The organism is Stutzerimonas tianxiuensis, from assembly GCF_053470365.1.
Map to the genome: position 1 here is coordinate 205,436 of NZ_JBPVWS010000007.1, position 23,913 is coordinate 229,348.

Genomic DNA, 23,913 nt, shown 5'->3' on the forward strand with positions numbered 1-23,913 from the left:
TCTAGTACGCAGTTTGTGTGTATCTGGATCAATTCCGGCGCGATTAGCGCCTAGCGTGCGGCATTTGCTCAGGGCTGCTGTTGGGCATGGCTCAGCGTCCACTCGAGAATCTCGGCGCTGAGCCTGTCGCTGGCCTGACCGAAGGCCTCGACCACACTTTCCACGCTGGGGTCGGCACTCGGCTGACGTACTTCAAAGCGGTGATTGGCCAGGGTGCGCTGGTCGTTGCGATTGACCAGCCGCGCATCGAGGGTGATCACCACCACCGGCTTGCCATCGATGTACACGGCCTGGAAGGCCCGCAGATCGCTATGCAGGCTGAGATCGGCATAGAGGTTGACGTCCTCGTTGCTCACCGAGGGCATGCGCCCGTCACGCTGGAAGGCTTCGATCAGCCGGTCACGCAGCAACGCCGGCGCCGCATCGCTCCAGCGTGCGCTGCCGTAGGCGCTGATCTCGTTGCCTTGTGGCACCACGGCGATGCGTTGGCTGGCGAGAATCCGGCTGGCTTGGGGGGTATTGATGCGCAGCGCCTGCTGGATGGTCGGCTCGCTGGCCTGTTGCAGTGTCGGTGAGGTCGGCAACAAGAAGATCCGCAGGGTTTCGGATTCCGGCAGAACCGAACAGGCGCTGAGCGCCGTGATCAGTCCAAACAGGGCGAGGCGGCGCATGGAACTGTGGCGAAGGCTCATGGGTTGAACTCCTGCACTTTGTCGCGGCCGAGGAGGAACCCGCTGGGGTTGTCTTCCAGGCGCTGGGTGACACGGCGCAGCGCCCCGAGAGTGCTGCGCAGTTCGTTGATCGCCGGGCCGAGCTCGTTGAAACCCTGCATGCCGTTGTTCAGCGCGCCCTGGTTTTCTTCGAGCAGGGTATCCAGGCCTGATGTGGTGCGGTCCAGAGCGCTCATCGCCTGAGTCGCACTGTCCAGCACGCTGCGGCCCTGGTCATCGAGCAGGCCGTTGGCGTTGCGCGCCAGGCTCGACAGCTCACCCATCACGGTATTGGCCTGCTGACTCAGCTGGTTGAATTGCTGGAGCGTCTGGGCCAGATCGCCGCGTTGCTCCGAAAGCACGCTGGTGGCCTGCTCCAGGTGTTCCAGCGTGCGGCTCAGGCGGGTGGTGTTTTCCTCGGAGAAGATCTGGTTGGCGCTGAGCAGCAGGTTGTTGATGTTGCTCATCAGGTCTTCGCCGTTTTCCAGCAGGGCGCTGAGCGAGGACGGGTCGGCGATGATCAAGGGTGGATCGTCCCGGTCACCTTCCAGCCGCGGGGCTTCCGGTGTGCCGCCGTGCAGCTGGATGACCATGCTGCCGGTGATATTGGCCAGCGCCAGGCGCGCCTGGGTGTCGGTCTTGATCGGGGTGCCGGCGTAGACGCGAATGCGCGCGCGCACCTTGCGCGGGTCGTCCGGCTGCAGCCACAGCTCGGTGACATCGCCGACCTTGATGCCGCTGTATTCCACCGAGCTGCCACTGGACAGCCCGCTGACGGCCTGGCTGAAGCCGATGTCGTAATAGCTGTATTCGCGGTCCATGCTGGATTTGCCCAGCCACAGGGCGAAGAGCAGGGCGCAGCCAACCGCGACCACGGTGAACAGTCCGATCAGTACATGATGGGCACGGGTTTCCATTAGGGGTTCTCCAACCGTTGCGCGGCTTCGTGCGCGGCGCGGCCACGCGGGCCGTGAAAATATTCGCGAATCCATTCGTCGTCAGTGGCGGCGACCTTTTCCAGCGTGTCGACCACCAGGACGCGTTTCTGCGCCAGCACAGCAATGCGATCGCAGATGGTGTACAGGGTGTCGAGATCATGAGTGACCAGAAACACACTGAAACCCAGCGCATCGCGCAGGGTCAGGATCAACTGGTCGAAGGCCGCTGCGCCGATCGGGTCGAGACCGGCGGTGGGCTCGTCGAGGAACAGCACCTCCGGGTCCAGTGCCAGCGCGCGGGCCAGCGCGGCGCGCTTGACCATGCCACCGGACAGCTCGTCGGGATATTTGCAGGCGGCCTCCGGCGGCAGGCCGGCCAGCGCCAGCTTCTGCCGCGCCAGGTGTTCGGCATCGGCGCGCTTGAGGCCGATGTGCTCGATCAGCGGCAGGGCAACGTTTTCCTGGAGATTGAGCGAGGTGAACAGGGCTCCGCGCTGGAACAGCACGCCGAAGCGTCGCTCGACTTCCGAGCGGCGTTGGGCTGAAAGCTTCAGCAGGTTCTCGCCAAACACCTTGACGCTGCCTGCATTTGGCTGGCGCAGGCCAACGATGCTGCGCAGCAGCACCGATTTACCAGTGCCAGAGCCGCCAACCACGCCAAGAATCTCGCCGCGGCGGATGTTCAGGTCGAGATTGACGTGCACCGCCTGATTGCCGAAGCGGTTGACCAGCCCCTGGACCTGAATCACGGGATCGTCATTCACCAGCCCATCTCCATGAAGAACAGCGCGGCGACGGCGTCCAGCAGGATCACCATGAAGATCGACTGCACCACGCTCGAGGTGGTGTGTTCGCCTACCGACTGGGCGCTGCCGCTGGCCTTGAAGCCTTCCAGGCAGCCAATTACCGCGATCAGGAAGGCGAACACCGGCGCCTTGCCCATGCCCACCAGGAAGTGATTGAGCGGAATATCCCGCTGCAGGATGGTGAAGAACATTGCCGGCGAGATATCCAGCGCCAGGGAGCAGACCACCAGCCCGCCGACGATGCCGCTGAGGATGCCGATAAAGGTCAGGATCGGCAGCGTGATCAGCATGGCCAACACCCGCGGCAGCACCAACAGCTCGATGGGGCTCAAGCCAAGGGTACGAATGGCGTCGATTTCCTCATTGGCTTTCATCGCACCGATCTGCGCGGCAAAGGCGCTGGCCGTACGCCCGGCCAGCAGGATAGCCGCCAGCAGCACGCCAAATTCACGCAGGAAGGAAAAGGCCACCAGGTTGACCGTATAGATGGTGGCGCCGAAATCGGCCAGCACCGTGGCGCCGAGAAAGGCCACGACCGCACCGACCAGAAACGTCAGCAGGGCAACGATGGGGATCGCGTCCAAGCCGGTCTGCTCGATGTGCACCACCAGTGCGGTGATCCGCCAGCGGCGCGGATTGGGCAGCGCCGTGAACAAGGTCTGCAGGGTCAGGCCGATGAAACCGAGCAGGGTGCGTTGCTGGTTCCAGACGCCGGACACGCTACGGCCAACATCCGCCAGCACATCGGCCAGGCCATTGGTTGCCGGCGCCTGCTCGGCTTCAGGCTGGTCCAGCGCGGCGGCCACGGTTTTCAGCAAGGCCTGGCGCTCGGCGGGCAGCTGTGACGCCCAGTCGCTAAGGCGGGCAGCGCGCTCGGGGCCGAGGAGCTCGATCAGCAGCCCGGCACCGGCGGTATCCAGCTCGCCAAGCGAGTCGAGCTTGAGCTGGTCGGAGTCGGTGATCTGGCGCCGCGTGCGCTCGATTTCGCGCCGCAGCGTTGCGTAGTGCTGCAGGGTCCAGTCGCCGCCAATGGTGAGTATGGCGTGTGCGTCCTGTGTGGGCTGCCGCTGCAGACTGCCTGGCAGCGAAGTGGGGTGCGTCAAAGTGGTATCCCGTAGTGCTGGTAGCGGAGCGCGGAGCATGCCGTTCCCCGTAGCATTGCCCAGATCCTACCAGTTCGGACCTCGAACACGAGGTTACGTTTGGGTCTCCAGGGTTTTGGATGGGGGCCGTCGGTCATGGCGGCGCAATTTGTTACAGGCCCACACGAACTATCGATGGCTTTGGTCCTCCATAGCGTGCACGCCGACGACCATGCTCGGTACGCACCGCGTCAAGGGGCTGCTATGTTACGCCGCCTTTGTAGTCGTCTTCATCACGCCCGCGATTCGGGCCCTGCCAATTTTCGCCTTTTCCATCTCATCTCAGCGAGAGCTTCCGATTGCCTATGAATTACTTGCGCATCCTGCCTTTCTTCGCGGTGCTAGCAATCATCCTTTTCAGCGGGCTGCGGCCCGAACCGGTCCCCCAGGTCTTCGATCAGCAGGACAAGCTGCATCACATGCTTGGCTTTGCCGCGCTGATGTTCTCGCTGCGCCTGGCTGTTCCGCAGTGGCACGTATTCTGGGCGGTGGCGGTGAGCCTGGTCGCGGCCACGCTGATCGAGGTCGGCCAGAGCCTGTTGCCCAATCGACAGGCGTCGCTGGGCGACATGCTCGCCAATACTCTTGGCGTTCTGCTCGGCTGGGGTTGCTCGTACCTGGCTTATCAGTGGTATTTGCGGCGGATCGGTGTGACCACTGATCCCGAGACCCCCGACGCGCCCGAGCGGCTCGGAGACGCCGCCCGACCCTGAAGCCGGTGGCCGTCGTCACTCCTGCGATTCTCTGTGCGGGCGCCGTGCTCGGGCCATGATTCCAGTGACGATCATGGCGATGAGTGCGCCGCCGGCCGCCAGCGCCATGTCCTTTTGCGGGTCCCAGCGATCATTCTGGGTGGCAAGAAAGGTGCGCCCCAGGCCGCCGTCCAACACTTCCGCGCCTGCCCATTCGATCAGCTCGTAGATCGCCGAGGTCGACAGCACGATGTCTATCGGCAGGATGAGGCTCCAGATCCCTGGGCGAATGCCCAGTCGGATCAGCACTTCACGCATCGGATAGGCCAGCAGCAGCCCATAGCTGAAGTGCGCCAGGCGGTCGAACTGATTGCGCTCCCAGCCCAGCTGTTCATTCAGCCCTTCGCCTGTCAGCGCCTGCCACCATTCGTTGTACGGCACGTTGGCGTAGGTGTAATGAGCGCCGAGCTGGTGAATGCAGAGATAAAGGAATATCAGCGTCGCGGCACTGCGGGAGGGCAAGTAGTGCTTGTGGCCCAGCAACAAGGCCGCGGCCAGCCCCACAACCAACAGGTTCTCCAACAGCCAGTCGTGGCGGTTGAAGGGGTTGATCGCCAACGCGCCCCAGATCAACAGGAACATGCCGACCAAGGTCAAAAGGTAACGTCGGTGGCGTCTGTCTGTAGCCATGGAATCTCCTGAGTCGTTCTCCTTGTTCTTTAGGACAAGCGCAACGACTCAAGGGTCCACCGCTTGCGAATTCTACCGTTTATCCAACTTTTCCTGCCTGCGGAGTGTCACAAAACGTGACCCACAGCGAGGCGGACCATGCGGCTGACTCTGACAAACGACCTCACCGGTGCATGCTTTCGAGCGCGTGGCGTCTCGCTATTGCTGCTGAGCGCAGTGTTAGCGGGTTGCGACGGTCAGCAGTCAGCGCTGAATCCTGCCGGGGTCGGTGCGCAGAGCATCGCCACGCTGTTCTGGTGGATGGCTGGCGGTGCGCTGGTCATCTGGCTGGTAGTGATGGGGATCGCCGTGTATGCCACCCAGGCCCACCCGGAAGCCCACGGCATTCGCGGTGCTCGGTGGTTGATCATCGGTGGCGGAGTCATTTTTCCCGTCGTGGTCCTGACCGGCCTGCTGATCTACGGGCTGATGCTGATGCCGCAACAGCGTTCCTCGGAAAACGTCGCCCTGCGTGTCGATGTGTCGGGCGAGCAGTGGTGGTGGCGGGTGCGCTACCGGACCGAGGCGGGAGAGGCGGTCGAACTGGCGAACGAAATACGGCTGCCAGTGGGGGAGCGAGTGGCTTTCAGCCTGACCAGCCCGGACGTGATCCACTCGTTCTGGATTCCGTCGCTGGGCGGCAAGGTCGACATGATCCCCGGGCGCACCAATGAGCTGGTGCTGGAGCCGACCGAGACCGGCACCTTTCGCGGCGCCTGCGCCGAATATTGCGGGACTTCCCATGCGCTGATGAATTTCGCCGCGGTGGTAATGACGCGCGAGGCCTTCGATCTGTGGCTTGCCAAACAGGCCGAGCCTGCCCAGCCACCCACCACCGAATTGCAGCAGACCGGCCAGCAGGCGTTTCTCGCCAACGGTTGCGGCGCCTGTCACCAGGTGCGAGGCACTGAAGCAGACGGCACGGTCGGCCCCGACCTGACCCACGTCGGCAGTCGTCTGACCCTGGCAGCCGGCACGCTTCCGACCGATGTCGATACGTTCAAGCGCTGGATCGGCCACAGCGGCGCGATCAAACCAGGCGTGAAGATGCCCGCCTTTGGCATGCTGCCCGAGGCGCAGCTGAACGCCATGGCGCACTACCTGAAGGGCCTCGAATGAGCGAGCCGATCGAGTACCGCGACCCGCAGGAAGAAGTCCGCGCCAAGGCGCAGGCCGAACGCCTGGCAGCGGCCTGGAAGACACCCACTGGCTGGCGCTACTGGTCCGCGGTAAACAACACCGAGGTGGGGCTCTGGTACACCGGCGTGTCGTTCCTGTTCTTCCTGTTTGCCGGCGTGCTGGCGATGCTGATCCGCGCCCAGCTGGCGGTGCCGAACAACGATCTGCTGTCTGCCGAAACCTACAACCAGGTGTTCACCCTGCACGGCTCGGTGATGATGTTCCTGTTCGGCGTGCCGATTTTCGAAGCCTTTTCCATCCTCATCCTGCCGCAGATGCTGGGTGCGCGGGACCTGCCTTTTCCCCGGCTGTCCGCCTACGGCTTCTGGTGTTTCATCATTGGTGGCGTGTTCGTCTGCGGCTCGATCTTTTTCGGCGTGGCGCCCCGGGGCGGCTGGTTCATGTATCCGCCGCTCACCACCACCTATCAGGACGGCCTCGGTGCGGATATCTGGCTGCTCGGGCTGTCGTTCATCGAGGTGTCATCGATTGCGGCGGCGGTGGAGCTGATTGTCGGCGTGCTGAAGACCCGGCCTCCAGGCATGCGCATCAACCTTATTCCGCTGTATTCCTGGTACATCCTGGTGGTCGCGGGAATGATCCTGTTCGCCTTCCCGCCGCTGATCGCGGGAGACCTCCTGTTCGAACTGGAGCGTGCCTTCGACTGGCCGTTCTTCGATGCCAGCCGTGGCGGCGATCCACTGCTGTGGCAGCACCTGTTCTGGATCTTTGGCCACCCTGAGGTGTACATCATCTTTTTGCCCGCCGTGGCGCTGGTGGCGACCATCGTGCCCACGGCGGCCGGGCGGCCCATCGTCGGCTACAGCTTTATCGTGCTGGCTGCGGTGGGCACCGGATTCATCAGCTTCGGGCTGTGGGTTCATCACATGTTTACCACTGGGATGCCCAGCATCTCGCTGGCCTTTTTCTCGGCTGCCTCCGAGGCAGTGGCAATCCCTACAGGCGTGCAGATCTTCTGCTTCCTGGCGACAGCCCTGGCCGGGCGCTTCGTCAAATCGGTGCCGATGCTGTTCGTCGCCGGTGCGCTGGCGATCTTCGTGCTTGGTGGGCTGACCGGGGTGATGGTGGCGCTGGCGCCGTTCGACTTCCAGGCGCACGACACCTATTTCATCGTCGCGCACCTGCACTACGTGCTGATCGGCGGCATGCTGTTCCCGGTGATCGCCGGCCTGTACTACTTCTTCCCGCTGGCGCGCAACAAGACGCTCTCGGACCGCCTCGGGCGCATTGCCTTCTGGCTGATGTTCATCGGCTTCAACATTGCCTTCCTGCCCATGCATTTCACCGGTTTGCTGGGCATGCCGCGGCGTGTTTATACCTACGGGCCGGACATGGGCTTCGACATGCTCAACATGGTCTCCACGGTGGGCGCGTTCATCCTGGCCGCTGGCGTGGCGGTGCTGGTCTGGGACGTCTTGCGACCCAAGGGCAAGCAACCCTACAGCGCGCGCAACCCGTGGAACGCCGGAACGCTCGAATGGCTCGCGGAAATGCCCGGCAGGGCCTGGGGTGCACGCTCGATTCCGATCATCAAGAGCCGCTACCCGCTGTGGGATCAGCCAAATCTGATGCGTGACGTCGACGCCGGGCGCTTCTACTTGCCGGACGCCGAGGAGGGCAAGCGCGAGACCCTGATCAGCAGCATCATCGACGCCGAGCCGATTCAGTGCCTGCGCGTGCCGGGCCCTACCTTCCTGAGCATGTGGGCGGCGATCTTCACCGGCGGCCTGTTTATCTTCGCCACCTACAGCTGGTATGTCGCGGCACTGGTCAGCGGTGGCCTTGCGCTGATCACCATTTTGATCTGGCTATGGACCGGCACCGCGGTGATCCCGGAGAAACCGAAAAAGGACATCGGCCTGGACGTGACGGTGCCGCTCTATGCCTCGGGCGCCAAGTCGGTGGGTTGGTGGGCCATGTTCATCACCATGATCGGCGACATGAGCGCCTTTGGCAGCCTGGTGTTCGGCTACTTCTTCTTCTGGACCGTGCACGAGGATTTTCCACCCGCCGATGCGGCCGGCCCCGGCGTGTTCTGGCCTGTGTTGGCGCTGGGGCTGATTGCCGTGTCCTGGGCGCTGACGCTGCTGGCGAGGCGCTGCAACTTCCGTGATCAGGCGGCCGGCTTCTATGGCGCGCTGGGGCTGGCGACGATCTGCACCCTGGCAGGTGCCTATTCGATGTGGGCCGGGCCGCATTTCAGCGGCCTGGACCCGACCACTAACGTCTACCCCGCCACGGTCTGGGTGCTGGTGCTCTGGTGCCTGATCCACCTGTCCATCGGCCTGATCATGCAGCTCTATTGTCTGGCGCGCCGTGCTGCCGGCCGGATGACCGCGGTGCATGACATCGATATCCGCAATGTCGCGCTGTTCTGGCATTTCATGCTCATCACCATTGGTGTCACTGTGGCGGTCATCGCCGGCTTTCCGGAGGTGCTATGAGTGAACATCTGAACGAACGGCAACGGCCAATCGAGCAGCAGCCGCCCGAGGCACCGCCGCAGGAGCGCGACACGCTGTGGCTGATCACCTTCAGCCCGACCATCTGGGCGGCGCATTTTCTGCTGTCCTACCTGGCTGTGTCTGTGTGGTGCGCGAAGGTGGCGGGCCGCAGTGGCGAGCTGGGCGACATTCGACTCGCCATCGGTGTGCTGACACTGATCGCCCTGGTCGGTATTGGATTGACCGGCTGGAAAGGCTGGCGCCATCACTCCTTTGGTCATGCAACGGCACCGCACGACTTCGACACACCGGGCGACCGCCATCGCTTTCTTGGTTTCGCCACGCTGCTGCTTAGCGGCCTGAGCTTCGTGGCGACGATTTTCGTCGCCTTGAGTGTGGTGTTCATCAGGAGCTGCACGTGATTTGGCGTCCGCTCTCGCTGCTGCTCGGCCTGGCCACGCTGGGTGCGGTCTGGCTCGGGCCTTTGCCGGACATGGCGGACCGGCTGTTCGTCGGCCATATGCTGATGCACGTGATGGTGGTAGCGGTGGCGGCACCGCTGCTGGCAATCGGTTTGGCCGGTGGCCGGTTTGATTTTTCCAACCGCATCCCGTTGCTGTTCTCGCCGATCCTGGCCTCGGTGATCGAGCTGTTCGTGGTCTGGGCCTGGCACATGCCGGCGCTGCACCATGCGGCGCGCACTTCGCAGTCGGCGGAGCTGCTGGAGCAGGGCAGCTACCTGTTCGTTGGCCTGCTGGTCTGGCTTGCGGCGTTCGGCGGCGTGCGGCATCAGCGCGCCCTGGCCGGCATCGCCGGGCTGCTGCTGACTTCGATGCACATGACGCTGCTCGGCGTGCTGCTGGCGATGTCGAGCCGACCACTATTCGAGCACACCGGCTCGGTGTTGTCGGGCATGAGCCCGCTGGAAGATCAGCAGATGGGCGGTGTGATCATGCTGGCCTTTGGCGGCAGCGCCTATCTCATCGGCGGGCTGTACCTGCTGTTCGGCCTATTACAGGACAAGCGCAATGCCGTTTCAGTCAGCTAAACGCATGGTTCAGCGATGCTCGGCGCCCTTGCGGCGCTGGCTGTGCTGGCTGACCGGCGGTTCCTGGAAGCGCGTCGTAGCCGCTGTGGCGTTGCTGGCGGCGCTCGCGGGGACCGGCGCGTTTGTGCTGGTTTCGCTGGGGTTGGTCTCGATCAGTGCCAGCTCGGGTCATTGGAAGGCGACCGGCTGGATGCTGCACTACGCCATGCGACGCGCGGTGAGCACTCAGTCGATGGGCATAGAGGTGCCGCCGCTGGATGACCCTGCGCTGCTGCTCAAGGGCGCCGGGCATTATCACACCGGCTGTCTGGCCTGCCATGGCGGCCCAGGTGAGGAGCGCTCGCTGATCGTCCAGCAGATGACACCCGAGCCGCCATACCTGCCGCCGCGGATCGAACACTGGGCGCCGCAGGAGCTGTTCTGGATTGTGAAGAATGGCGTGAAGTTCACCGCCATGCCGGCCTGGCCCGCGCAGAAAAGGGACGATGAGGTCTGGGCCGTGGTGGCCTTCCTGCAGGCGATGCCAGGCATGTCGCCCGAGCGCTACAAAGAGCTCGCGCTGGGCGGGCGCCGCGACGAAACCATCAAACCCATCACGCCGGGTCATCTGCGACCATTGCAGGACCCGCTCGGTGCGGTGTTGGCCAACTGCAACCGTTGTCATGCCGAGGACGGCGGCGGCCGAGGCGAAGGCGCTTTCCCGCGGTTGGCCGGGCAGAGCGAGCCTTATCTGCTCGGTGCGCTGCAGGCCTACGCCCGCGGCGAGCGGCATAGCGGCGTCATGCAGCCGATCGCCGCAGGCCTGGAGCCGGAAGTGCTCGAGGCATTGGCGCAACACTACGCAGAGCTGCCACCGGTCAGCCGAACGGAGGCTCCGGAGCCGGCGCCGGACATTCTGGCCGAAGGCCTAACGTTGGCCGAGCGCGGTGTACGAGCGCGCGGCATCCCTTCATGCGTGCACTGCCATGGGCCGAAGGACGGACCACGCAATCCGATGTACCCGAACATTGCCGGTCAGTACGCGCCCTATCTGAAGTTGCAGCTGGAGCTGTTCACCGAGGGTAAACGTGGCGGCACGGAGTACGCGCATATCATGCACAGCGCTGCGCAGCGGCTTACGTCGGAGCAGATGCAGGCGCTGGCCGACTACTACGCATCGTTGCCGGCTGCGGCAGCGCCGCCCGTCACGGAGGCCATACCAACCCGTGCCGAGACCCCGGCGCAGAATTCTTCCACCCAACAGCAGAGGTAACCGATGTTCGACAAGATTGTGGAAATCGTCTCGGCGTTCGGCTACGTCGGCGTGTTCTTGCTGATGTTGCTGGAGAATATCTTCCCGCCCATCCCGTCCGAGCTGATCATGCCGCTGGCCGGTTTCGTTGCGGCGCGGGGAGACCTCAACTTCATTGCGGTGATCCTGGTCGGCACGGCAGGTTCGGTCGTCGGCGCGTTGCCCTGGTACTACGCCGGCGCCAAGCTCGGCCAGGCGCGCATGAAGCGCTTTGCCGAACGTTGGGGGCATTGGCTCACGTTGTCGCCAGAAGATGTCGACAAGGCCAGCGAGTGGTTCGACCGGCACGGCAAGGGCGCGGTGTTCTTCGGCCGCCTGATCCCGGCGGTACGCACCCTGATCTCGGTCCCGGCCGGTATTGCCGGGATGTCGATGACCAAGTTCCTGATCTACTCGACGCTGGGGTCGCTGATCTGGACCGCATTGCTGGCACTGGCCGGCTATCTGCTCGAGTCGCAGTACGAGAAGGTCTCCGAGTACATGAACCCGATCTCCACCGGCGTGGTCGTGTTGATGGTGCTCTACTACCTGTACCGGCTGATCCGTCAGCGCTTCGGCAGGAAAGAGCACTAGGCCGTGACGCCGCCCGCGACGCCACGGCGATCGGTCAGGTCAGGCCGCGCCAGCCCTGTGGTGTTGCGGCTGGTGAGCACGCTCGCACTGATCGATCACGGCGAACACCTGCTGCCACATCTGCTCTGACTGTTGTTTGAGTTGTTCAGTACGGGCCTGGATCAAAGTCTGGATCCGCGCCGCATCGTCTGTGATCAGGTCGATCTTGCGCTTGATTTCCGCCTCATCGGTGGTGACCTGAACCAGCCCTTCGGGGAAGCCATAGTCTTCGAAGAGCATCTGATACTTGTGGCTCCAGCCGGTGGCCAGCGCCGGAACGCCCTGTGACAGCGCGCTGACCAGGCCATGAAAGCGGCTGCCCAAGGTGCCGCTGCAGGCGCCGAGGATGCCCTTGATCTCCAGCGCGCCGCTTTCCTTGACGATCGGAATGCCGCCCACCGCTGCAGACAATTCGTCAGCCAGGCGCTGATCGTCCTTGCCTTCGTGCACCAGCACGAACGGCTTGGCGCCTTTTTCCAGCAGGTACCGTGTGCAGCTGATGAGAAACGGGAGATAAGCCTCGCGCGTCTTCTGGTCGGTCTTATCGAGCATCCGGCAGTTGGGCACGATGCAGAAACGGTTCTGCTCGGTATCGAAGCCTTGCGGCAGCACGCCAGTCATGAGGTTGGTGAAGTCCGGCGATTGCTTGATCTTGGCCTGCTCACCCACCAGTTCAGTCAGGTGTTCGTAGGACACGCGCTCGCGCGGGAAAATCAGGTCGACGTTTTCGACCACCGTCTTCATCGCCGCGCGGTTTTTCTCGGATTTGAACGGCCCTAGCGCCTGCGGCAGCAGGATCACGCGGGTGCCGTTCTTCTTCCAGCGCCGGGTCGATTGCGCCAGTTCCGCGCAGGGATCCTCGCCCCATTGATCGCTGTAGGCGAAGCCCGCCGCGTCAACGACCACGTCGACTTCCCTATCCAGCACCACGCCGTACATCTCGCGCAGCGGGCGCGGGGCGAAGTTGGCGAGGGTGCCCCACTGTATGCCGTAGCGCCACAGCCAGGCCTTGGGGTAGAAGCCCAGCTGCACCAGCTTACGGAACGGTTGTTCGGCTTTCTTCGGAGTCGGCGCCATGACGAAGGTAGCGTCGGGATACCGGGTCCTCAGCTTCTGCAGCGCCGCGTGCAACATCAGCTCAGCGCCTTTATTGACGAAGCCTGCCTTTCTGATCTCGATAATCATCGCTTACCTCAGTTGTATACGATCAAGTCTTTCTCGGTCTTCTTGTCCGAATAAGGAATCCCTCCCGTTGGATCGGCATAGCCCACCGCCAAGAGCATCACGGTGCGCTCCTGATACGTTAGGCCCAGTATTTTCGCCAGTTGGCGTTCTCTTTCTTCAACGTCTGGCCAGTTGATCGAGCAGCTCGACAACCCCAGGCTTTCCAAGGCCAGCATCAGCTGCATCGCTGCCAGCGAGCCGTCGATATAAACCACGTGGCGGTCGCGTGCTTCCGGGTAGCAACCGAGGTCGCCGACCACGGCAATCACGCAGGGCAGGTTGTCGTGAAAACCTGCGGTGCCTCCGGCGCACTTGGCGACCTCGGCGGCCTTTTCCTTGCCGTTGCTGACATAGAAACGGAACGGTTGGCGGTTGCAGGCCGATGGCGCCAGCGCGGCGGCCCGCACCGCCTGCTCGAGCAGCTCGTTGCTGACCGGCTTGTCCTTATACCAGCGCACCGAGCGACGACGGCGGAACAGCACCATCAGCTCGTCATAGCTGACCGGGCACTCAGGCAGCTGGCTGTGCGGGTAGGGCACGCAGCGGTTGGTGTCGTCAGGCGTCTGGGTGCTGGTGAAGGCGCGCTTGGCCGAGTCGATGCGTGGCGTGCTGCCAACGGCGGAAAAATAGTCGGTGAGCACATCGTTGGCCCAGCGCTGCTGGCCGTTGATGACGCCCGTCTGGGTCGCATTGGCATAGCAGCGGACCGTAGGGCCGATGTAGTCCTCGGCAAAGGTGCTGCGTCGAGGGCGCATGATCAGCCCTTTTTCCAAGCGATGAACGTTGCGGCGCAGAAAGGCGTCGTTTTCGCCCTCTCCGCGCATCCGTTTGGCGAAATTCAGCCGGCCTAGCAGCACTGCGCGGTGCTCCCGGTCAAACTCGCGGCTGATCAGGCAGTAATAGACCGAGGCCAGGAATCCGCTGGAGGAAAACAGGCGGACCAGGGCCAGGCCAGTGTTGTCGCGGGTGGCCTTGATCGCGTTCTTGACGGGATCAGGCAAGGCTCTGGCGAGCGACATCAGGCTCATCGGGCGGCTCCTACTGCATTGAATGCGTAACGGACGGGGCTGAACATCGATTTGGTCATCATGTAGAACACCGGGCGGGTCTTCTTGTGCACCAGCAGGGCAGCGTAGGAAGCAACCGCATAAGAAATGAGCGTGGCCATGGCGGCGCCTTCGCCGCCGTAGTGTGGAATCAGCAGCAGGTTGATGCCGATGTTGGCCAGCGCGCCCAGGCCCTGAGTGATCAGCGAAAACATCAGTGCGCCCTCGATCAGAATCCAACGACTGAACGCGGCCCGCATGAAGATGAACACGCCTGCCCAGATATGGATGGTGAGGATCGCCGCGGAGTTCTGGTACTCGTCGCCAAACAGCAGGGCGATCACGGGTTCGGCGACGAGCGACACCAGCACTGCGACGGCAATGGCAAGGATGAACAGGACATCGAACAGCTGCTGGAAGCGCTTGTTGAAGAGCGCCGGGTCGGCGGCGTGCAGCTTGATCAGCTTTGGGAAGAACGAAGCGACAATGGCGATCGGCAGGAAGTACCAGGCTTCTGAGAGTTGCGCCGCAACGGCGTACACACCGACTTCCTCGGCGCCCACCATCCACTTGAGCATGACCTGATCGATCTTCATGTAGACCACCGCGAAGATCGAACCGAGGTACAGAATCCAGCCCTGGCTGAGCAACTCCTTGGCCTTGGCCAAGCTGGCTTTCCAGCTCATCAGCGAGACGGTGGTGGTGCCTTTATAGAGCATCGCGAGAATCAGCGCCGCCATCGCGAATTGCGCCGTGTGGGCAAAGGCGAAAGCGATCACCCCGGCGCCGCCGAACACCATCAGCAGTTTGAGAGCCGCTGACAGCAGGATCGCACTGGACTTGGCGATGGCCGGGTAGCGGGCCTGCACCTGGGACTGGAACCAGTACTCCACCACGTCGAAGGTCTGGAAGAAGATGGCCGAGGCGACGATCAGCAACATCCAGAACTCGGTACCGCCGACTTCTTCGAACAGCGATGCGTAAACGAGCACCAGGACGAAACCAATGGTCATGCCCGTCAGCTTAAGCATGAACGTGGTGCCCAGCGTCTCCGGAACCTTGTCCGGCTGCTTTACCACCTCGCGCACCACCAGTCCCGCCAATCCCATGTGACCGGCCGAGGCGAAGATCGCGGTCATGGAAATGGCGTAGGCAAGAATCCCGAACTGTTCCGGTCCCAGGTAGCGGGCCAGCACGATCGCCATGAGAAAGCCCACGCCGATGTTCAGCAACCGCTCCGCCATCATCCATGAAGCATTGAACAGGTACAGTTTGAGTTTGTGGAAGAGGGTGGTGATTGCGCTCATCGAGTGGCTCGGCTCCTCAAGGCTGGCTCCGTGGTGGCAAGCAATGCCTTCAGTTGCGCTGGAGTGGCGACGCACAGCAGACCGTGGTTTGCCTGGCATGTTCCGGGCGTAAACAATTGGAAATGTATCGCGGGTCAGCCGGGCAAGGCGCTGGCGAAAGGCCGTTAGAGCAGGTCGGTTTGCAGGAAACTGGCGGGCTGACAGCAGGCGAAACGGTCGGCCGGAGGCTCAATTGGGCACGCGTGACCCATCGCGTGGGCGACTGACGGTTACGCGGGCATTTCCTGGCAGTGCTTAATCTGATGGCCTTTTCATTTCAAAAGTGGAACTTTTGCCATCACGCCTGTTCTTAACCCTGCTGCCGCTGCTGGCCGCTCCCTGACCCATCTCGATGTGCCATGGAGCGCCTAGCACGGCGACCAGCCCTCCGCCTTGGGGCTGGTGCAAGGCTGCCGCGAAGGATCTCGCGAAACGTCAGGACTGACGCAAGGAATCGCTGCTGGAAGCGGCCGAAGGGACAGGACTCAGCCAGACAGAAAAGCCCCGCATCGTTTGATGCGGGGCTTTTTTGCGTCTGGCTATGCGACTAGGTTCGCTGACTCATACCGTTTCCGGGTGGTCCTGGTGGACGCTTTCGTTGCTTGCGAAGTTAAAGCTCGCGCGTCCCTTGCCTGCTCCCTTGGCCTGATACAACGCTTCGTCGGCCAGCATCAGCGCTTCAGAAAACTCGCCTCCAGACCAGAGTGCGCCGCCGACGCTGCCGCCGATGGTGATCTTTTCGCCCGCCAGCAATACCGGCTCAGCCAGCCTGGCAATGATGCGCTTGGCCGCGCGCTGTACATTGCGCACGGACTCGCCCTTTCGCAGGCGCAAAAGCAGGACGAACTCATCGCCGCCATGGCGCACCGCGATATCACCGTCGCGGATCGAGGCGGAGAGCCGCAAACCAACCTCATGGAGCAACGCATCGCCGGCGGCATGGCCAAAGCGATCATTGATCGGCTTGAAGCCGTCGAGGTCCAGGCATAACACGCCAAAGCTGCATTGAAGCTCGTCTGCTGTACGCACGGTTTCGACGTATTTCTGCAGCGCTGCTCGGTTTGGCAGTCCGGTTACGGTATCGCGATAAGCAATGCCTTCGACGACCGCCAACTGACTTCTCTTGCGGGTCAGGCTGTCCACCAGATGCCGTATCGCAACGCTCAGGGCTTCAACTTCCCGCGTGCTTGTCAGTAACGGGATGCGGACATCAGCTCCCTCGGAAATACGAGCGGCTGCGTCAACGATCTCCTTTAGCGGTCGTGTGATCATGCCCGCAGCAAACCAGCCAATCGCTGCGAAGGCCAAGGACAATAGGGCGCCCCAGGCAAAGATTTCATTGCGCAACTGGCGTGCTTCGGCGAACGCGAGCTCAACCGGCTGACGGGCAATGACTGTCCACCCCAGTCCCGGATAGTCTTCGAAGCCCAGGCTTTCGGCAAAACCGGTCAAGTACTGCGTGCCGTCTGGCCAGTGCACAACAGACCAATTCTGCACGGGGCGATCTTCGAGCCTGATGCCAATGGGCTTGCCGATCATCTCCCTGGGGCCGAGCAGCACCGTCCGGTCTTTGCTGACGACGAGAAACTCCAGCCCGGGCAAACGCTTCTGCAACGGTTCAAACAGTGACCGGCCCACCTCGTCAGCCCACTCCCAGGACAGATGGGTCGCCAGCACGCCTACCAGTGCCCCGGCGGCGTCGCGCACCGGCATGCTGATGTCGACAAACTTCATCGCCTCTCCCGACAGGTTCGGGAGCAGCTGGGCCAGGAGCACCGCTTCGTGGACATCGCCGATAAAGGTAGTTTCCAGCCCGTTGGTGAACACGGGTCTGGCCGAAATATCCACGCCCTCCAGCAGGCCGTCGGTCGACGCTACGACCTTGCCACTGGCATTGGTGAGACCAATCCAGGAGTAGCTCGGAAAGTGATCGCTCAGATCATTAAGAAGCGCGCGGGCTTCGCCAACATTCTCCGGATTGCGAAGCGCCTGTAGCTCACTGAGCACAGCCAGTTCCTGGGAGCGCCCGCTCATGTCCCGGTCAAGGCGATCAACCATGGAAAATGCAGCTTCTCCAAGCTGCAAGCCTGTCCATTCCTCCAGACGCGAAATGGAAGATTCACCAATGGCGGCGCCGAAGATGCAGCTGAGTACAAGGACAACCGAGGCGACAACGATTGCGAAACGAGCCCGCAAGCTGCGTAGAGGAGAGTTAAGCATCAAGCGCAACCGTGAGAAATAAGTCAAAACGCCATCATCTGCCCGGCGTAACACGCCGCTATGTCGGCCTCGGGTCTGGATTCTTCAATTAAAACAATCGCAGCGACCGATTACGGGCTCTCGCGCAAAGCCCCGGCACGCCGCCGATGAGGTCATTTCGTCCCGAGCGCTGCATGAAACAAAAAAGGCCCACCATGCGGTGAGCCTTTTCTGTTGTTTCGTATGGTGCCGGCACCAAGAGTCGAACTCGGGACCTACTGATTACAAGGTATTTAGCTTTAATCTAAAAATCAGCTACTTAGCCAAACGTTTCTTACGTGCCTCGTCCACTGAAACGCTGCTGGGAAATGCCTTGCTCAGTCCATTTTACGCTACGTTTTCCGGTGGTGATGTAATTATGATGGCGGTCCTGCTGGAAGGGAGACGATCATGTACGATGACGATGACGATGACGATGACGAGGGCAGGCCGCGCCCGGCAAAGATTTCCGAACGCCGCGATACCATTGCTGGGTGGATTCGCGACGCAGGAAAAAAAGGGCTGACGGCCCCTCAGATCCATGCTCGCCTGCTTGACGAGCTGGACACTGAGCTGACGATAAAAACGGTGCAGCGTGATCTGAATTTCTTGCTTAAGTGCAAGCGCGCTGAGCCGCAGAAAGATCCGGAACACGCAGCGCCGCGATGGCAGTTCGTCCATAACGCGGAGGCGTTGACACCCGTCCGCTCGAGCGACACCAAGCTTTCCAGCGCTGATCTTAAGTCCGCACGGGTCGCGCTGGGTATCGTCATGCTGTACGAGCAGGCCAGCCATTTGCTTCCACTGGCGGCGCTTAATGATCTGCGTGAGCACTACGAACGATCCAAGCTGCTGCTTACCCGGCATGCACCTCACGATGGCCGCTGGCTCGGCAAACTGGTAACCGGCACTCAGCACGTTCAACTGCATCAGGCGGCGATCGATCCGCAGATACTTGAGCAGGTCCAGCTTGCCTTGCTCGGAGGCTATCAGCTGGCGGTACGTTACTTCGCAAGCACTCGGCAAGAAGAGCGTAACTACGAGCTGCATCCCCTGGGTCTTTCCTACCAAGACTCGAGCATTTATCTGGTATGCCACTCCGGCAATGCCGATCAAATTCGCTGTTTACCGTTGCATCGGTTTCGCAAGGTTCGGCCACTGGAAAGCCGTTTGACCAAAGTGCCACGGGACTTTCAGCTCCGAAATCACGTGCAACGCATCCTGGTCGAACCTGAACCAATAGCACTCAAAGTGCGCATCAATGACCGATTGCGTCAGCGGCTGGATGAAAGTGAAACTCCGCTAACGCACGACCAGATATTTACCCCTCTAGACGATGGCTGGCACCTGCTCGAATGCCGCATCGCCTACACCCAGGGTCTCCTATGGTGGATTCTCAGTCATGGCGCCACAGTCGAGGTGCTTGAACCGGCAAGCCTGAAGGCTCAGGTGCGAGAAGTCGTGCGAGGCATGGCCAGCCTTTACCTCGACGAAGAAGCCGACCTGACGACTAGTCCTCGCCCTAACGCGTTACAAGGCCGAGCGACATGAGTTGTCGTGCGGATATGGAAAATCACCCAGACGCCTCTTTTATAAGGAACCCTATGAATCGCAGTCAGTACCTGGCTCAGCGCGACGTGCAACAGTTCATCGAATGGCTCGTTCCCCATCTGACTGATGAGGGGAGCCTCAGTCATGGTTTTGTGGACCGGCGTTCGGGCCGGCAATGGCAGTTCGCAGGCCTTGAAGATGCCTGCGAGCAGTATCGCTGGCCATCCCGGGGCGCGTTTGGCATACCGGCAGGCGAGACGCTGACCGACAACGATCAGGTGCTCCGGACTTTGCGGGACGCCCTGCGCAAAGCCCTCGCCTGCGGCGATGCACAGGCGACCTGCAGCGCGGCCTGTCATGTGATGGTCTGGGGAGGCGTGCAGAATGGCAATATCCGATGGCTGGAGGAGAATGCCGAGTCTCTCGCCGAGACACTCGAGGCTGTGACTGCGGCCTTGGACGCAGGCGAGCTGGCAGGTGTGCTGCTGGATACGCAGCTGCGCTTCAATGCCGGAATGACCAAGGTCTACTCGCTACTGGCCAAGGACCTGATCATCTATGACAGCCGCGTCGCCGCTGCGCTGGGCTGGCTGGTCGCAACGTATTGTCGAGCCCAAGCGTTAGCCGCAGTGCCTGCGCCACTCGCATTTCCCTGGGCGCCTGCTAAGGAGGGCTTGGGCGCAGCTAACCCAAAAAATCGCAACCCCGCGATAGAAGGCCTGCGCTTTCCAAAGCTGCAGTCCGGCCCGATGCACGCCGAGTGGAATCTGAAGGCCAGCTGGATGCTAGTCGAAACGTTGAGTCGTGACCACAGCAGCCGTTTCGCTCAGCCGGGCCCAGTTGATAGCCTGCGGCGGCTCGAAGCGGCGCTTTTCATGCTGGGTTATGACCTGCCCCCGCAGCCGCTCGCTCGGCAAGCTATGGTTCAGGCGCCGCTAACAGAGGCCAGCTCCGCCGAGGCGTCGACTTCGGCCTGGAACGAATGCTACACCGCAGCCCGAGGCAAGCAGTTCCATTACCGGATCGAGCCTGATCGAATCGTTCTCAAGGACGGACGAATATTTCTACGCGAGCACGTCAACGCCACGCTCGAGTGGCTCAAGGAACACTTCGGCAGCAATCCTTTTCCACTCGCTAATTCCGCCCAATATGTTCCGACCGGCGCATCGCCGGCAGGGATTGGAGTGGCTTATTTCACAGCAACGTTTGGCAAGGGCAGTCCGCCGCATACCAGTGCGCTGGCGGCCGTGCTTGTCGAGCTGGGCGTTTTGCTGCGGCAGCCGCGCAGGAGCTGGGTCCTTTCGGCTGAATGTCTGACAGCAGGGGCGATCGATATCGGACCGGTGCTGCAGGACGCAGTGGATTTGGCTGAGGCACTCTAAACGACGGCTATTAGGCTGCCGTGCCCCTGAGCCAGCGTCTATATGGCACTGGCTTAGGGCCCGGCAGTTTCTCGTAGCCGCTAGCGAACCGGTACGGGGCCGTTCATGCACTGGTAGCCCGGGTACTGCGCTTCAGCGGTTATCTTCGCCATCGCCGAGCTAGTTGCCTGGACTGTCATGATAAAGCTGGCACGCGGGCCTGCGGACGATACGACCCGGCGCATCGATACTTGGTAGGTCTTCATACGGAGCCCTCATCGGTGAAGTCCTGCCCACTGTGCAAAACCCCTGCGACGGGTTATGTCGCGATGCCCTACGGTTTCGGGGGCCCGCACACGGCGGGGTGCGACAGGAGGTGTCGGTCGCCGCGTTGACGATTTGCTTGTCAATCTAACGGCTGGAGGTTTCATGTTGCCGATCCTATCGTTAGCCCAGGCCCATTGGCGCCGGCAAAGCGCAACGCCTGCCGAACAGCTGCGTTATGCCGCGTTGCACGAACGCGCTGCTGTGCCTGACGCACCAGCCGAGGCGCTCAATGAACTGGGTTGTTTCTGGCTGGCCGGCCAGCGGGACGAGCGGCTGGCTCGCGGCTTGTTCATTGCAGCGGCGCGATACGGTTCGCTAGAGGCGCTGCTTAACCTTGGCTACGTCCATTGGTATGGCAAGGGCGTGGCGGTGAACGAACGCAGGGCGCTTGCCTGCTACTACCAGGCGGCAGCGAGAGGCTCGATCGACGCCAGGTACGAGATTGGGCAGATATTCTTAGGTTCGGATGACGAGCGTCTTCCAGCGCCGCGCAAGGTTGCAGCGGGTCTGCTGCGCGCATATCGGCACTTTCAATCCGCAGCTGGTGATGGTCACGTTGAAGCAATGTACTCCTTAGGCGACCTGCTGCTGGATACCGATTTCAGTGAGAGAGACGAAGCCAGCGGCCTGTACTGGTTGATGTGTGCGGCTGGTCACGGCCACCCCCTGGCAGCTGACCGGCTGGCGCGTTTCTACCTCGACGAGCCTCGCTTGGAAATGCCGGACCCCGGCAACTTGATGGGAAATTTCTGGCGCAACTACCGCACGCGCCGCGATGGGCTGGTGAACGACGAAATGGAGAAGGAATCATGATGGATGCGATCGATATTGCCGGTCTGTTGCGGCCCGTGCAGGCCGCGGTTGAGGCAGCGGGTGAGCTGATAATCCGCGAATGGGAGCGTGAGGGTGGGCCGCGCGGCAGTGGTGACAAGGCAGCGGTCGACGAGGAAATTGAACGGCTGCTCTATGATCAGCTGATCGGGCTGCTGGATGCCGACTTCTGGGGTGAGGAGACTTGCCAAAGGCTCACTGGCCAGCGATTTTGCTGGGTGGTGGACCCGCACGATGGAACCCGGGATTTCCTGCTCGGCTTGCAGGGCAGCGCCATCTCCGTGGCCCTGTTGCGCGACGGGCAACCGGTGCTCGGAGTTGTCTACGCGCCAATCAGTCCAGATCGGGGCAGAGACTGCATAGCCTGGGCCGAAGGACTACCGCATCTACTGCGCAACGGTGCTGCTCATCCGGTTGATCTTTCCAACGCGCGACTCGAGGCGGGAAAGATCGTCTGGTTGAGCGCGGCTGCCTCCCGTAAACCAGACGCCAACATCCGCTTGTGCGAACCGGCTCGTTTCGTGGCCATGCCGAGCATCGCCTATCGGCTGGCCCGAGCGGCCGCCGGCGATGGCGTGGCGGCGGTATCTTTGACCAGCCTGTCGGCACATGACGTCGCTGCCGGGCATGCGCTGCTGATTGGGGCGGGCGGTGTGTTGCTTAACCAGAGCGGACGGCCGTTGGGTTACCGAAACATGGAACTGGTATGCACCCGCTGTTTCGGCGGCGGGCCGGCGGCTTGCGCCGCACTTGCGGGCCGCCCCTGGAGCCAGGCCCTCAATGAGCGCAACGATGAACAGCGCAATATCCCGGCGCCGGCAGTGTTCCCTCCGGTTTTGAAGCTTCAACGCGCGTTTGGCTGCTTGGCGGCGCTGATTATCGGCGACAACCTGGGCGCACAGGTGGAATTCATGAGCGCGACAGAGATTGCCGAGCGTTACGCGTCCAGCTCTCTGACGATGCACGACGGCGGCACCTGGAATATTCAGGCTGGGCAACCCACTGACGATGGGGAGCTGGCGCTAGCGCTGGCGAGATCGTTGATCCAGCAGGGTGGCCTCAACCCTTCGGACACTGCGCAGCGCTATGTGGATTGGCTGCGGTCGGAGCCCTTCGATGTTGGCAACACTACCCGTCAGGCATTGCTTGGGCCGCTTCGCCAGCCGGCATTGGCGGTAGACGAGGCCTGCCGCGCGCATGCTTCCACCAGCAGCCAGGCCAATGGGGCTTTGATGCGCGTCGCGCCAATCGGAATAGCTGCTCATGGCCATCCGTCGCTGGCAGCGCATTGGGCCAGGCAGGATGCGTTACTCACCCATCCGCATGGCGTCTGCCAAGAAGCGAACGCGGCCTACGCAGCAGCGATCGCAGTTGGCGTCTCGGGTGCGGATCGCCAGGCAATGCTTGATGCGGCATTAGCTGTTCTCCTGCCGAGCACGGAGGGCGACGTTGTAAAGCAAGTACTGGTGGCCGCCGCAGCCGGCGAGCGCCCCGACGATTATCAGCGACAGATGGGCTGGGTGCTGATAGCGCTGCAGAATGCCTTTTACCATCTGCTGGCCGACAACACTGTCGGTCATGCACTGAACGAAACGATCCGGCAAGGCGGCGACACCGACACGAATGCCTGCATCGCAGGGGCTCTGATAGGCGCTGCCGACGGTATCGTGCGCCTCGACTGGGCCCAGCTAGGGCCGTTGCTATCCTGTCGGGCACATCCGCAGTCGCTGCGCCCGCGACCAATGGCCTGCTGGCCGGACGATGCAGGCGTGCTCGCTCAGCGGCTGCTTATGCTGGGTGCTGACGGCTTATGCTGAACGTCGTTGACCTGACGGATAGTAGTCCGCGCTTCACTACTCACCGCTTTGGGCAGAAACGCAGAGAGTGCGCCGTGTGGGTCGAGCTGCGGCTCGAGCCCGATGGGCCAAGCGGCTTCAGACTGCTCATCGAGATGTCGGCGCGACAGCCCTGGCCCGACGGCGAAAACGTGATCCGGCAGCTGCCTATCGTTTCAACCGATCACCTGGCTGCCGGCCAGCTTCTTGCAGCGCACCAGTTGCTTGAGGCCAGCCTGATCGGCAGCGGGCCGGTGCCGCTGCTGGTCGACGACTACGTGCAGGTGTTCGACGGTGTAGCCAGTGGGCAACTGACAGTGGAGATACAGCCGCTTGGCTGGAGCGTTCGAAGCGCCTTGCCTTACAAGCGGCTGATGGCGGTTGTCTTTGCTCCAGCCGAAATGGCGTATGACGAGTATTTGGCTGTTGCGGTTGGCTTACAGGCTCGCCTGCCGGAGGGCGCGCCCTTCAAGGCCGGTATGATCCATCGGCCGTTACAGCAGCCGATGCTGCTTCTGCTTGGCCAGGTATAGCGATGTCGC

At 62.2% G+C, this 23,913-nt stretch carries 21 protein-coding genes; 12 read left to right on the plus strand and 9 right to left on the minus strand.

What is annotated here, in order from left to right:
* Positions 1–68: 68 nt before the first annotated feature.
* The 4 genes from ACSSNI_RS11445 to ACSSNI_RS11460 are packed head-to-tail and all read right to left on the minus strand — an operon-like array spanning position 69 to position 3,557.
* The gene (locus ACSSNI_RS11445) at positions 69–692 is read right to left on the minus strand and encodes an ABC-type transport auxiliary lipoprotein family protein (RefSeq protein WP_200640137.1); all 624 of its coding nucleotides are present in this window, start codon (positions 690–692) and stop codon (positions 69–71) included.
* Positions 689–1,627, minus strand: a complete 939-nt coding sequence (locus ACSSNI_RS11450; RefSeq protein ID WP_200640136.1) for an MlaD family protein — start codon at positions 1,625–1,627, stop codon at positions 689–691. The genes ACSSNI_RS11445 and ACSSNI_RS11450 overlap by 4 nt, the downstream gene beginning before the upstream one ends.
* Positions 1,627–2,412: an ABC transporter ATP-binding protein gene (locus ACSSNI_RS11455; RefSeq protein WP_418952684.1), complete on the minus strand. Its 786-nt coding sequence runs from the start codon at positions 2,410–2,412 to the stop codon at positions 1,627–1,629. Before ACSSNI_RS11455 ends, ACSSNI_RS11450 begins: the two co-directional genes overlap by 1 nt.
* Complete coding sequence (locus ACSSNI_RS11460; RefSeq protein ID WP_234484683.1) at positions 2,409–3,557, minus strand: MlaE family ABC transporter permease; 1,149 nt, start codon at positions 3,555–3,557, stop codon at positions 2,409–2,411. Before ACSSNI_RS11460 ends, ACSSNI_RS11455 begins: the two co-directional genes overlap by 4 nt.
* Positions 3,558–3,901: 344 nt before the next feature.
* Here ACSSNI_RS11460 and ACSSNI_RS11465 point away from each other — a divergent pair, with 344 nt between their 5' ends.
* Positions 3,902–4,309, plus strand: a complete 408-nt coding sequence (locus tag ACSSNI_RS11465) for a VanZ family protein (RefSeq protein WP_102836472.1) — start codon at positions 3,902–3,904, stop codon at positions 4,307–4,309.
* 15 nt (positions 4,310–4,324) lie between these two features.
* Here the strand turns inward: ACSSNI_RS11465 and ACSSNI_RS11470 are convergent, their stop codons facing one another.
* Positions 4,325–4,978: a DUF2238 domain-containing protein gene (locus tag ACSSNI_RS11470; RefSeq protein WP_200640135.1), complete on the minus strand. Its 654-nt coding sequence runs from the start codon at positions 4,976–4,978 to the stop codon at positions 4,325–4,327.
* A 138-nt stretch (positions 4,979–5,116) separates the two neighbouring features.
* On the opposite strand from ACSSNI_RS11470, the gene coxB reads away from it, so the two are divergent.
* Genes coxB through ACSSNI_RS11500 form a run of 6 tightly spaced genes read left to right on the plus strand, consistent with a single transcriptional unit; the run spans position 5,117 to position 11,573 of the window.
* Positions 5,117–6,136, plus strand: a complete 1,020-nt coding sequence (gene coxB, locus ACSSNI_RS11475; protein ID WP_200640134.1) for a cytochrome c oxidase subunit II — start codon at positions 5,117–5,119, stop codon at positions 6,134–6,136.
* The gene (ctaD, locus tag ACSSNI_RS11480) at positions 6,133–8,661 is read left to right on the plus strand and encodes a cytochrome c oxidase subunit I (RefSeq protein WP_200640133.1); all 2,529 of its coding nucleotides are present in this window, start codon (positions 6,133–6,135) and stop codon (positions 8,659–8,661) included. Before coxB ends, ctaD begins: the two co-directional genes overlap by 4 nt.
* Complete coding sequence (locus tag ACSSNI_RS11485) at positions 8,658–9,083, plus strand: hypothetical protein (RefSeq protein ID WP_148925634.1); 426 nt, start codon at positions 8,658–8,660, stop codon at positions 9,081–9,083. The genes ctaD and ACSSNI_RS11485 overlap by 4 nt, the downstream gene beginning before the upstream one ends.
* Entirely contained in the window at positions 9,080–9,709 is a 630-nt protein-coding gene (locus ACSSNI_RS11490; protein ID WP_102836477.1) for a cytochrome c oxidase assembly protein, read from the plus strand. Before ACSSNI_RS11485 ends, ACSSNI_RS11490 begins: the two co-directional genes overlap by 4 nt.
* A complete protein-coding gene (locus ACSSNI_RS11495; RefSeq protein ID WP_200640132.1) occupies positions 9,690–10,961 on the plus strand; it encodes a c-type cytochrome in 1,272 nt (423 codons plus the stop codon). The genes ACSSNI_RS11490 and ACSSNI_RS11495 overlap by 20 nt, the downstream gene beginning before the upstream one ends.
* Positions 10,962–10,964: 3 nt before the next feature.
* Positions 10,965–11,573 carry a DedA family protein gene (locus ACSSNI_RS11500; protein ID WP_200640131.1) on the plus strand — a complete coding sequence of 203 codons (609 nt, stop codon included), beginning with the start codon at positions 10,965–10,967 and terminating at the stop codon, positions 11,571–11,573.
* A 39-nt stretch (positions 11,574–11,612) separates the two neighbouring features.
* Here ACSSNI_RS11500 and ACSSNI_RS11505 read toward each other — a convergent pair whose 3' ends face one another.
* The 4 genes from ACSSNI_RS11505 to ACSSNI_RS11520 form a co-directional block, all read right to left on the minus strand.
* The gene (locus tag ACSSNI_RS11505) at positions 11,613–12,797 is read right to left on the minus strand and encodes a polysaccharide pyruvyl transferase family protein (RefSeq protein ID WP_102836479.1); all 1,185 of its coding nucleotides are present in this window, start codon (positions 12,795–12,797) and stop codon (positions 11,613–11,615) included.
* Between the two features lie 8 nt (positions 12,798–12,805).
* A complete protein-coding gene (locus tag ACSSNI_RS11510; RefSeq protein ID WP_200640130.1) occupies positions 12,806–13,864 on the minus strand; it encodes a nitroreductase family protein in 1,059 nt (352 codons plus the stop codon).
* Positions 13,861–15,189 carry a flippase gene (locus tag ACSSNI_RS11515; RefSeq protein ID WP_200640129.1) on the minus strand — a complete coding sequence of 443 codons (1,329 nt, stop codon included), beginning with the start codon at positions 15,187–15,189 and terminating at the stop codon, positions 13,861–13,863. Before ACSSNI_RS11515 ends, ACSSNI_RS11510 begins: the two co-directional genes overlap by 4 nt.
* Positions 15,190–15,789: 600 nt before the next feature.
* Positions 15,790–17,448 (minus strand): GGDEF domain-containing protein, encoded by a 1,659-nt coding sequence (locus ACSSNI_RS11520; protein ID WP_325166598.1) that lies wholly within the window; start codon positions 17,446–17,448, stop codon positions 15,790–15,792.
* Between the two features lie 429 nt (positions 17,449–17,877).
* Here ACSSNI_RS11520 and ACSSNI_RS11525 point away from each other — a divergent pair, with 429 nt between their 5' ends.
* From ACSSNI_RS11525 to ACSSNI_RS11545, 5 genes are all read left to right on the plus strand, one after another.
* Entirely contained in the window at positions 17,878–19,017 is a 1,140-nt protein-coding gene (locus ACSSNI_RS11525; RefSeq protein ID WP_448259340.1) for a WYL domain-containing protein, read from the plus strand.
* A gap of 53 nt (positions 19,018–19,070) precedes the next feature.
* Complete coding sequence (locus ACSSNI_RS11530; protein ID WP_200640127.1) at positions 19,071–20,399, plus strand: hypothetical protein; 1,329 nt, start codon at positions 19,071–19,073, stop codon at positions 20,397–20,399.
* Between the two features lie 408 nt (positions 20,400–20,807).
* A complete protein-coding gene (locus ACSSNI_RS11535; protein ID WP_200640126.1) occupies positions 20,808–21,518 on the plus strand; it encodes a tetratricopeptide repeat protein in 711 nt (236 codons plus the stop codon).
* A complete protein-coding gene (locus ACSSNI_RS11540) occupies positions 21,515–23,353 on the plus strand; it encodes an inositol monophosphatase family protein (protein WP_200640125.1) in 1,839 nt (612 codons plus the stop codon). Before ACSSNI_RS11535 ends, ACSSNI_RS11540 begins: the two co-directional genes overlap by 4 nt.
* Positions 23,347–23,904, plus strand: coding sequence for a hypothetical protein (locus tag ACSSNI_RS11545; protein WP_200640124.1), 558 nt, complete (start codon positions 23,347–23,349; stop codon positions 23,902–23,904). The genes ACSSNI_RS11540 and ACSSNI_RS11545 overlap by 7 nt, the downstream gene beginning before the upstream one ends.
* The last annotated feature ends 9 nt before the right edge of the window (positions 23,905–23,913 follow it).

What these genes read in the sequence shown, in the direction of transcription:
- coxB (WP_200640134.1), top strand. Translation starts at nt 5,117, where the DNA reads ATGCGGCTGACTCTGACAAACGACCTCACCGGTGCATGCTTTCGAGCG.
- ctaD (WP_200640133.1), top strand. Translation starts at nt 6,133, where the DNA reads ATGAGCGAGCCGATCGAGTACCGCGACCCGCAGGAAGAAGTCCGCGCC.
- ACSSNI_RS11510 (WP_200640130.1), bottom strand. Translation starts at nt 13,864, where the DNA reads ATGAGCCTGATGTCGCTCGCCAGAGCCTTGCCTGATCCCGTCAAGAAC.
- ACSSNI_RS11545 (WP_200640124.1), top strand. Translation starts at nt 23,347, where the DNA reads ATGCTGAACGTCGTTGACCTGACGGATAGTAGTCCGCGCTTCACTACT.
- ACSSNI_RS11530 (WP_200640127.1), top strand. Translation starts at nt 19,071, where the DNA reads ATGAATCGCAGTCAGTACCTGGCTCAGCGCGACGTGCAACAGTTCATC.
- ACSSNI_RS11505 (WP_102836479.1), bottom strand. Translation starts at nt 12,797, where the DNA reads ATGATTATCGAGATCAGAAAGGCAGGCTTCGTCAATAAAGGCGCTGAG.
- ACSSNI_RS11525 (WP_448259340.1), top strand. Translation starts at nt 17,878, where the DNA reads ATGTACGATGACGATGACGATGACGATGACGAGGGCAGGCCGCGCCCG.
- ACSSNI_RS11500 (WP_200640131.1), top strand. Translation starts at nt 10,965, where the DNA reads ATGTTCGACAAGATTGTGGAAATCGTCTCGGCGTTCGGCTACGTCGGC.
- ACSSNI_RS11520 (WP_325166598.1), bottom strand. Translation starts at nt 17,448, where the DNA reads ATGCTTAACTCTCCTCTACGCAGCTTGCGGGCTCGTTTCGCAATCGTT.
- ACSSNI_RS11445 (WP_200640137.1), bottom strand. Translation starts at nt 692, where the DNA reads ATGAGCCTTCGCCACAGTTCCATGCGCCGCCTCGCCCTGTTTGGACTG.
- ACSSNI_RS11465 (WP_102836472.1), top strand. Translation starts at nt 3,902, where the DNA reads ATGAATTACTTGCGCATCCTGCCTTTCTTCGCGGTGCTAGCAATCATC.
- ACSSNI_RS11540 (WP_200640125.1), top strand. Translation starts at nt 21,515, where the DNA reads ATGATGGATGCGATCGATATTGCCGGTCTGTTGCGGCCCGTGCAGGCC.
- ACSSNI_RS11515 (WP_200640129.1), bottom strand. Translation starts at nt 15,189, where the DNA reads ATGAGCGCAATCACCACCCTCTTCCACAAACTCAAACTGTACCTGTTC.
- ACSSNI_RS11495 (WP_200640132.1), top strand. Translation starts at nt 9,690, where the DNA reads ATGCCGTTTCAGTCAGCTAAACGCATGGTTCAGCGATGCTCGGCGCCC.
- ACSSNI_RS11470 (WP_200640135.1), bottom strand. Translation starts at nt 4,978, where the DNA reads ATGGCTACAGACAGACGCCACCGACGTTACCTTTTGACCTTGGTCGGC.
- ACSSNI_RS11485 (WP_148925634.1), top strand. Translation starts at nt 8,658, where the DNA reads ATGAGTGAACATCTGAACGAACGGCAACGGCCAATCGAGCAGCAGCCG.
- ACSSNI_RS11535 (WP_200640126.1), top strand. Translation starts at nt 20,808, where the DNA reads ATGTTGCCGATCCTATCGTTAGCCCAGGCCCATTGGCGCCGGCAAAGC.
- ACSSNI_RS11450 (WP_200640136.1), bottom strand. Translation starts at nt 1,627, where the DNA reads ATGGAAACCCGTGCCCATCATGTACTGATCGGACTGTTCACCGTGGTC.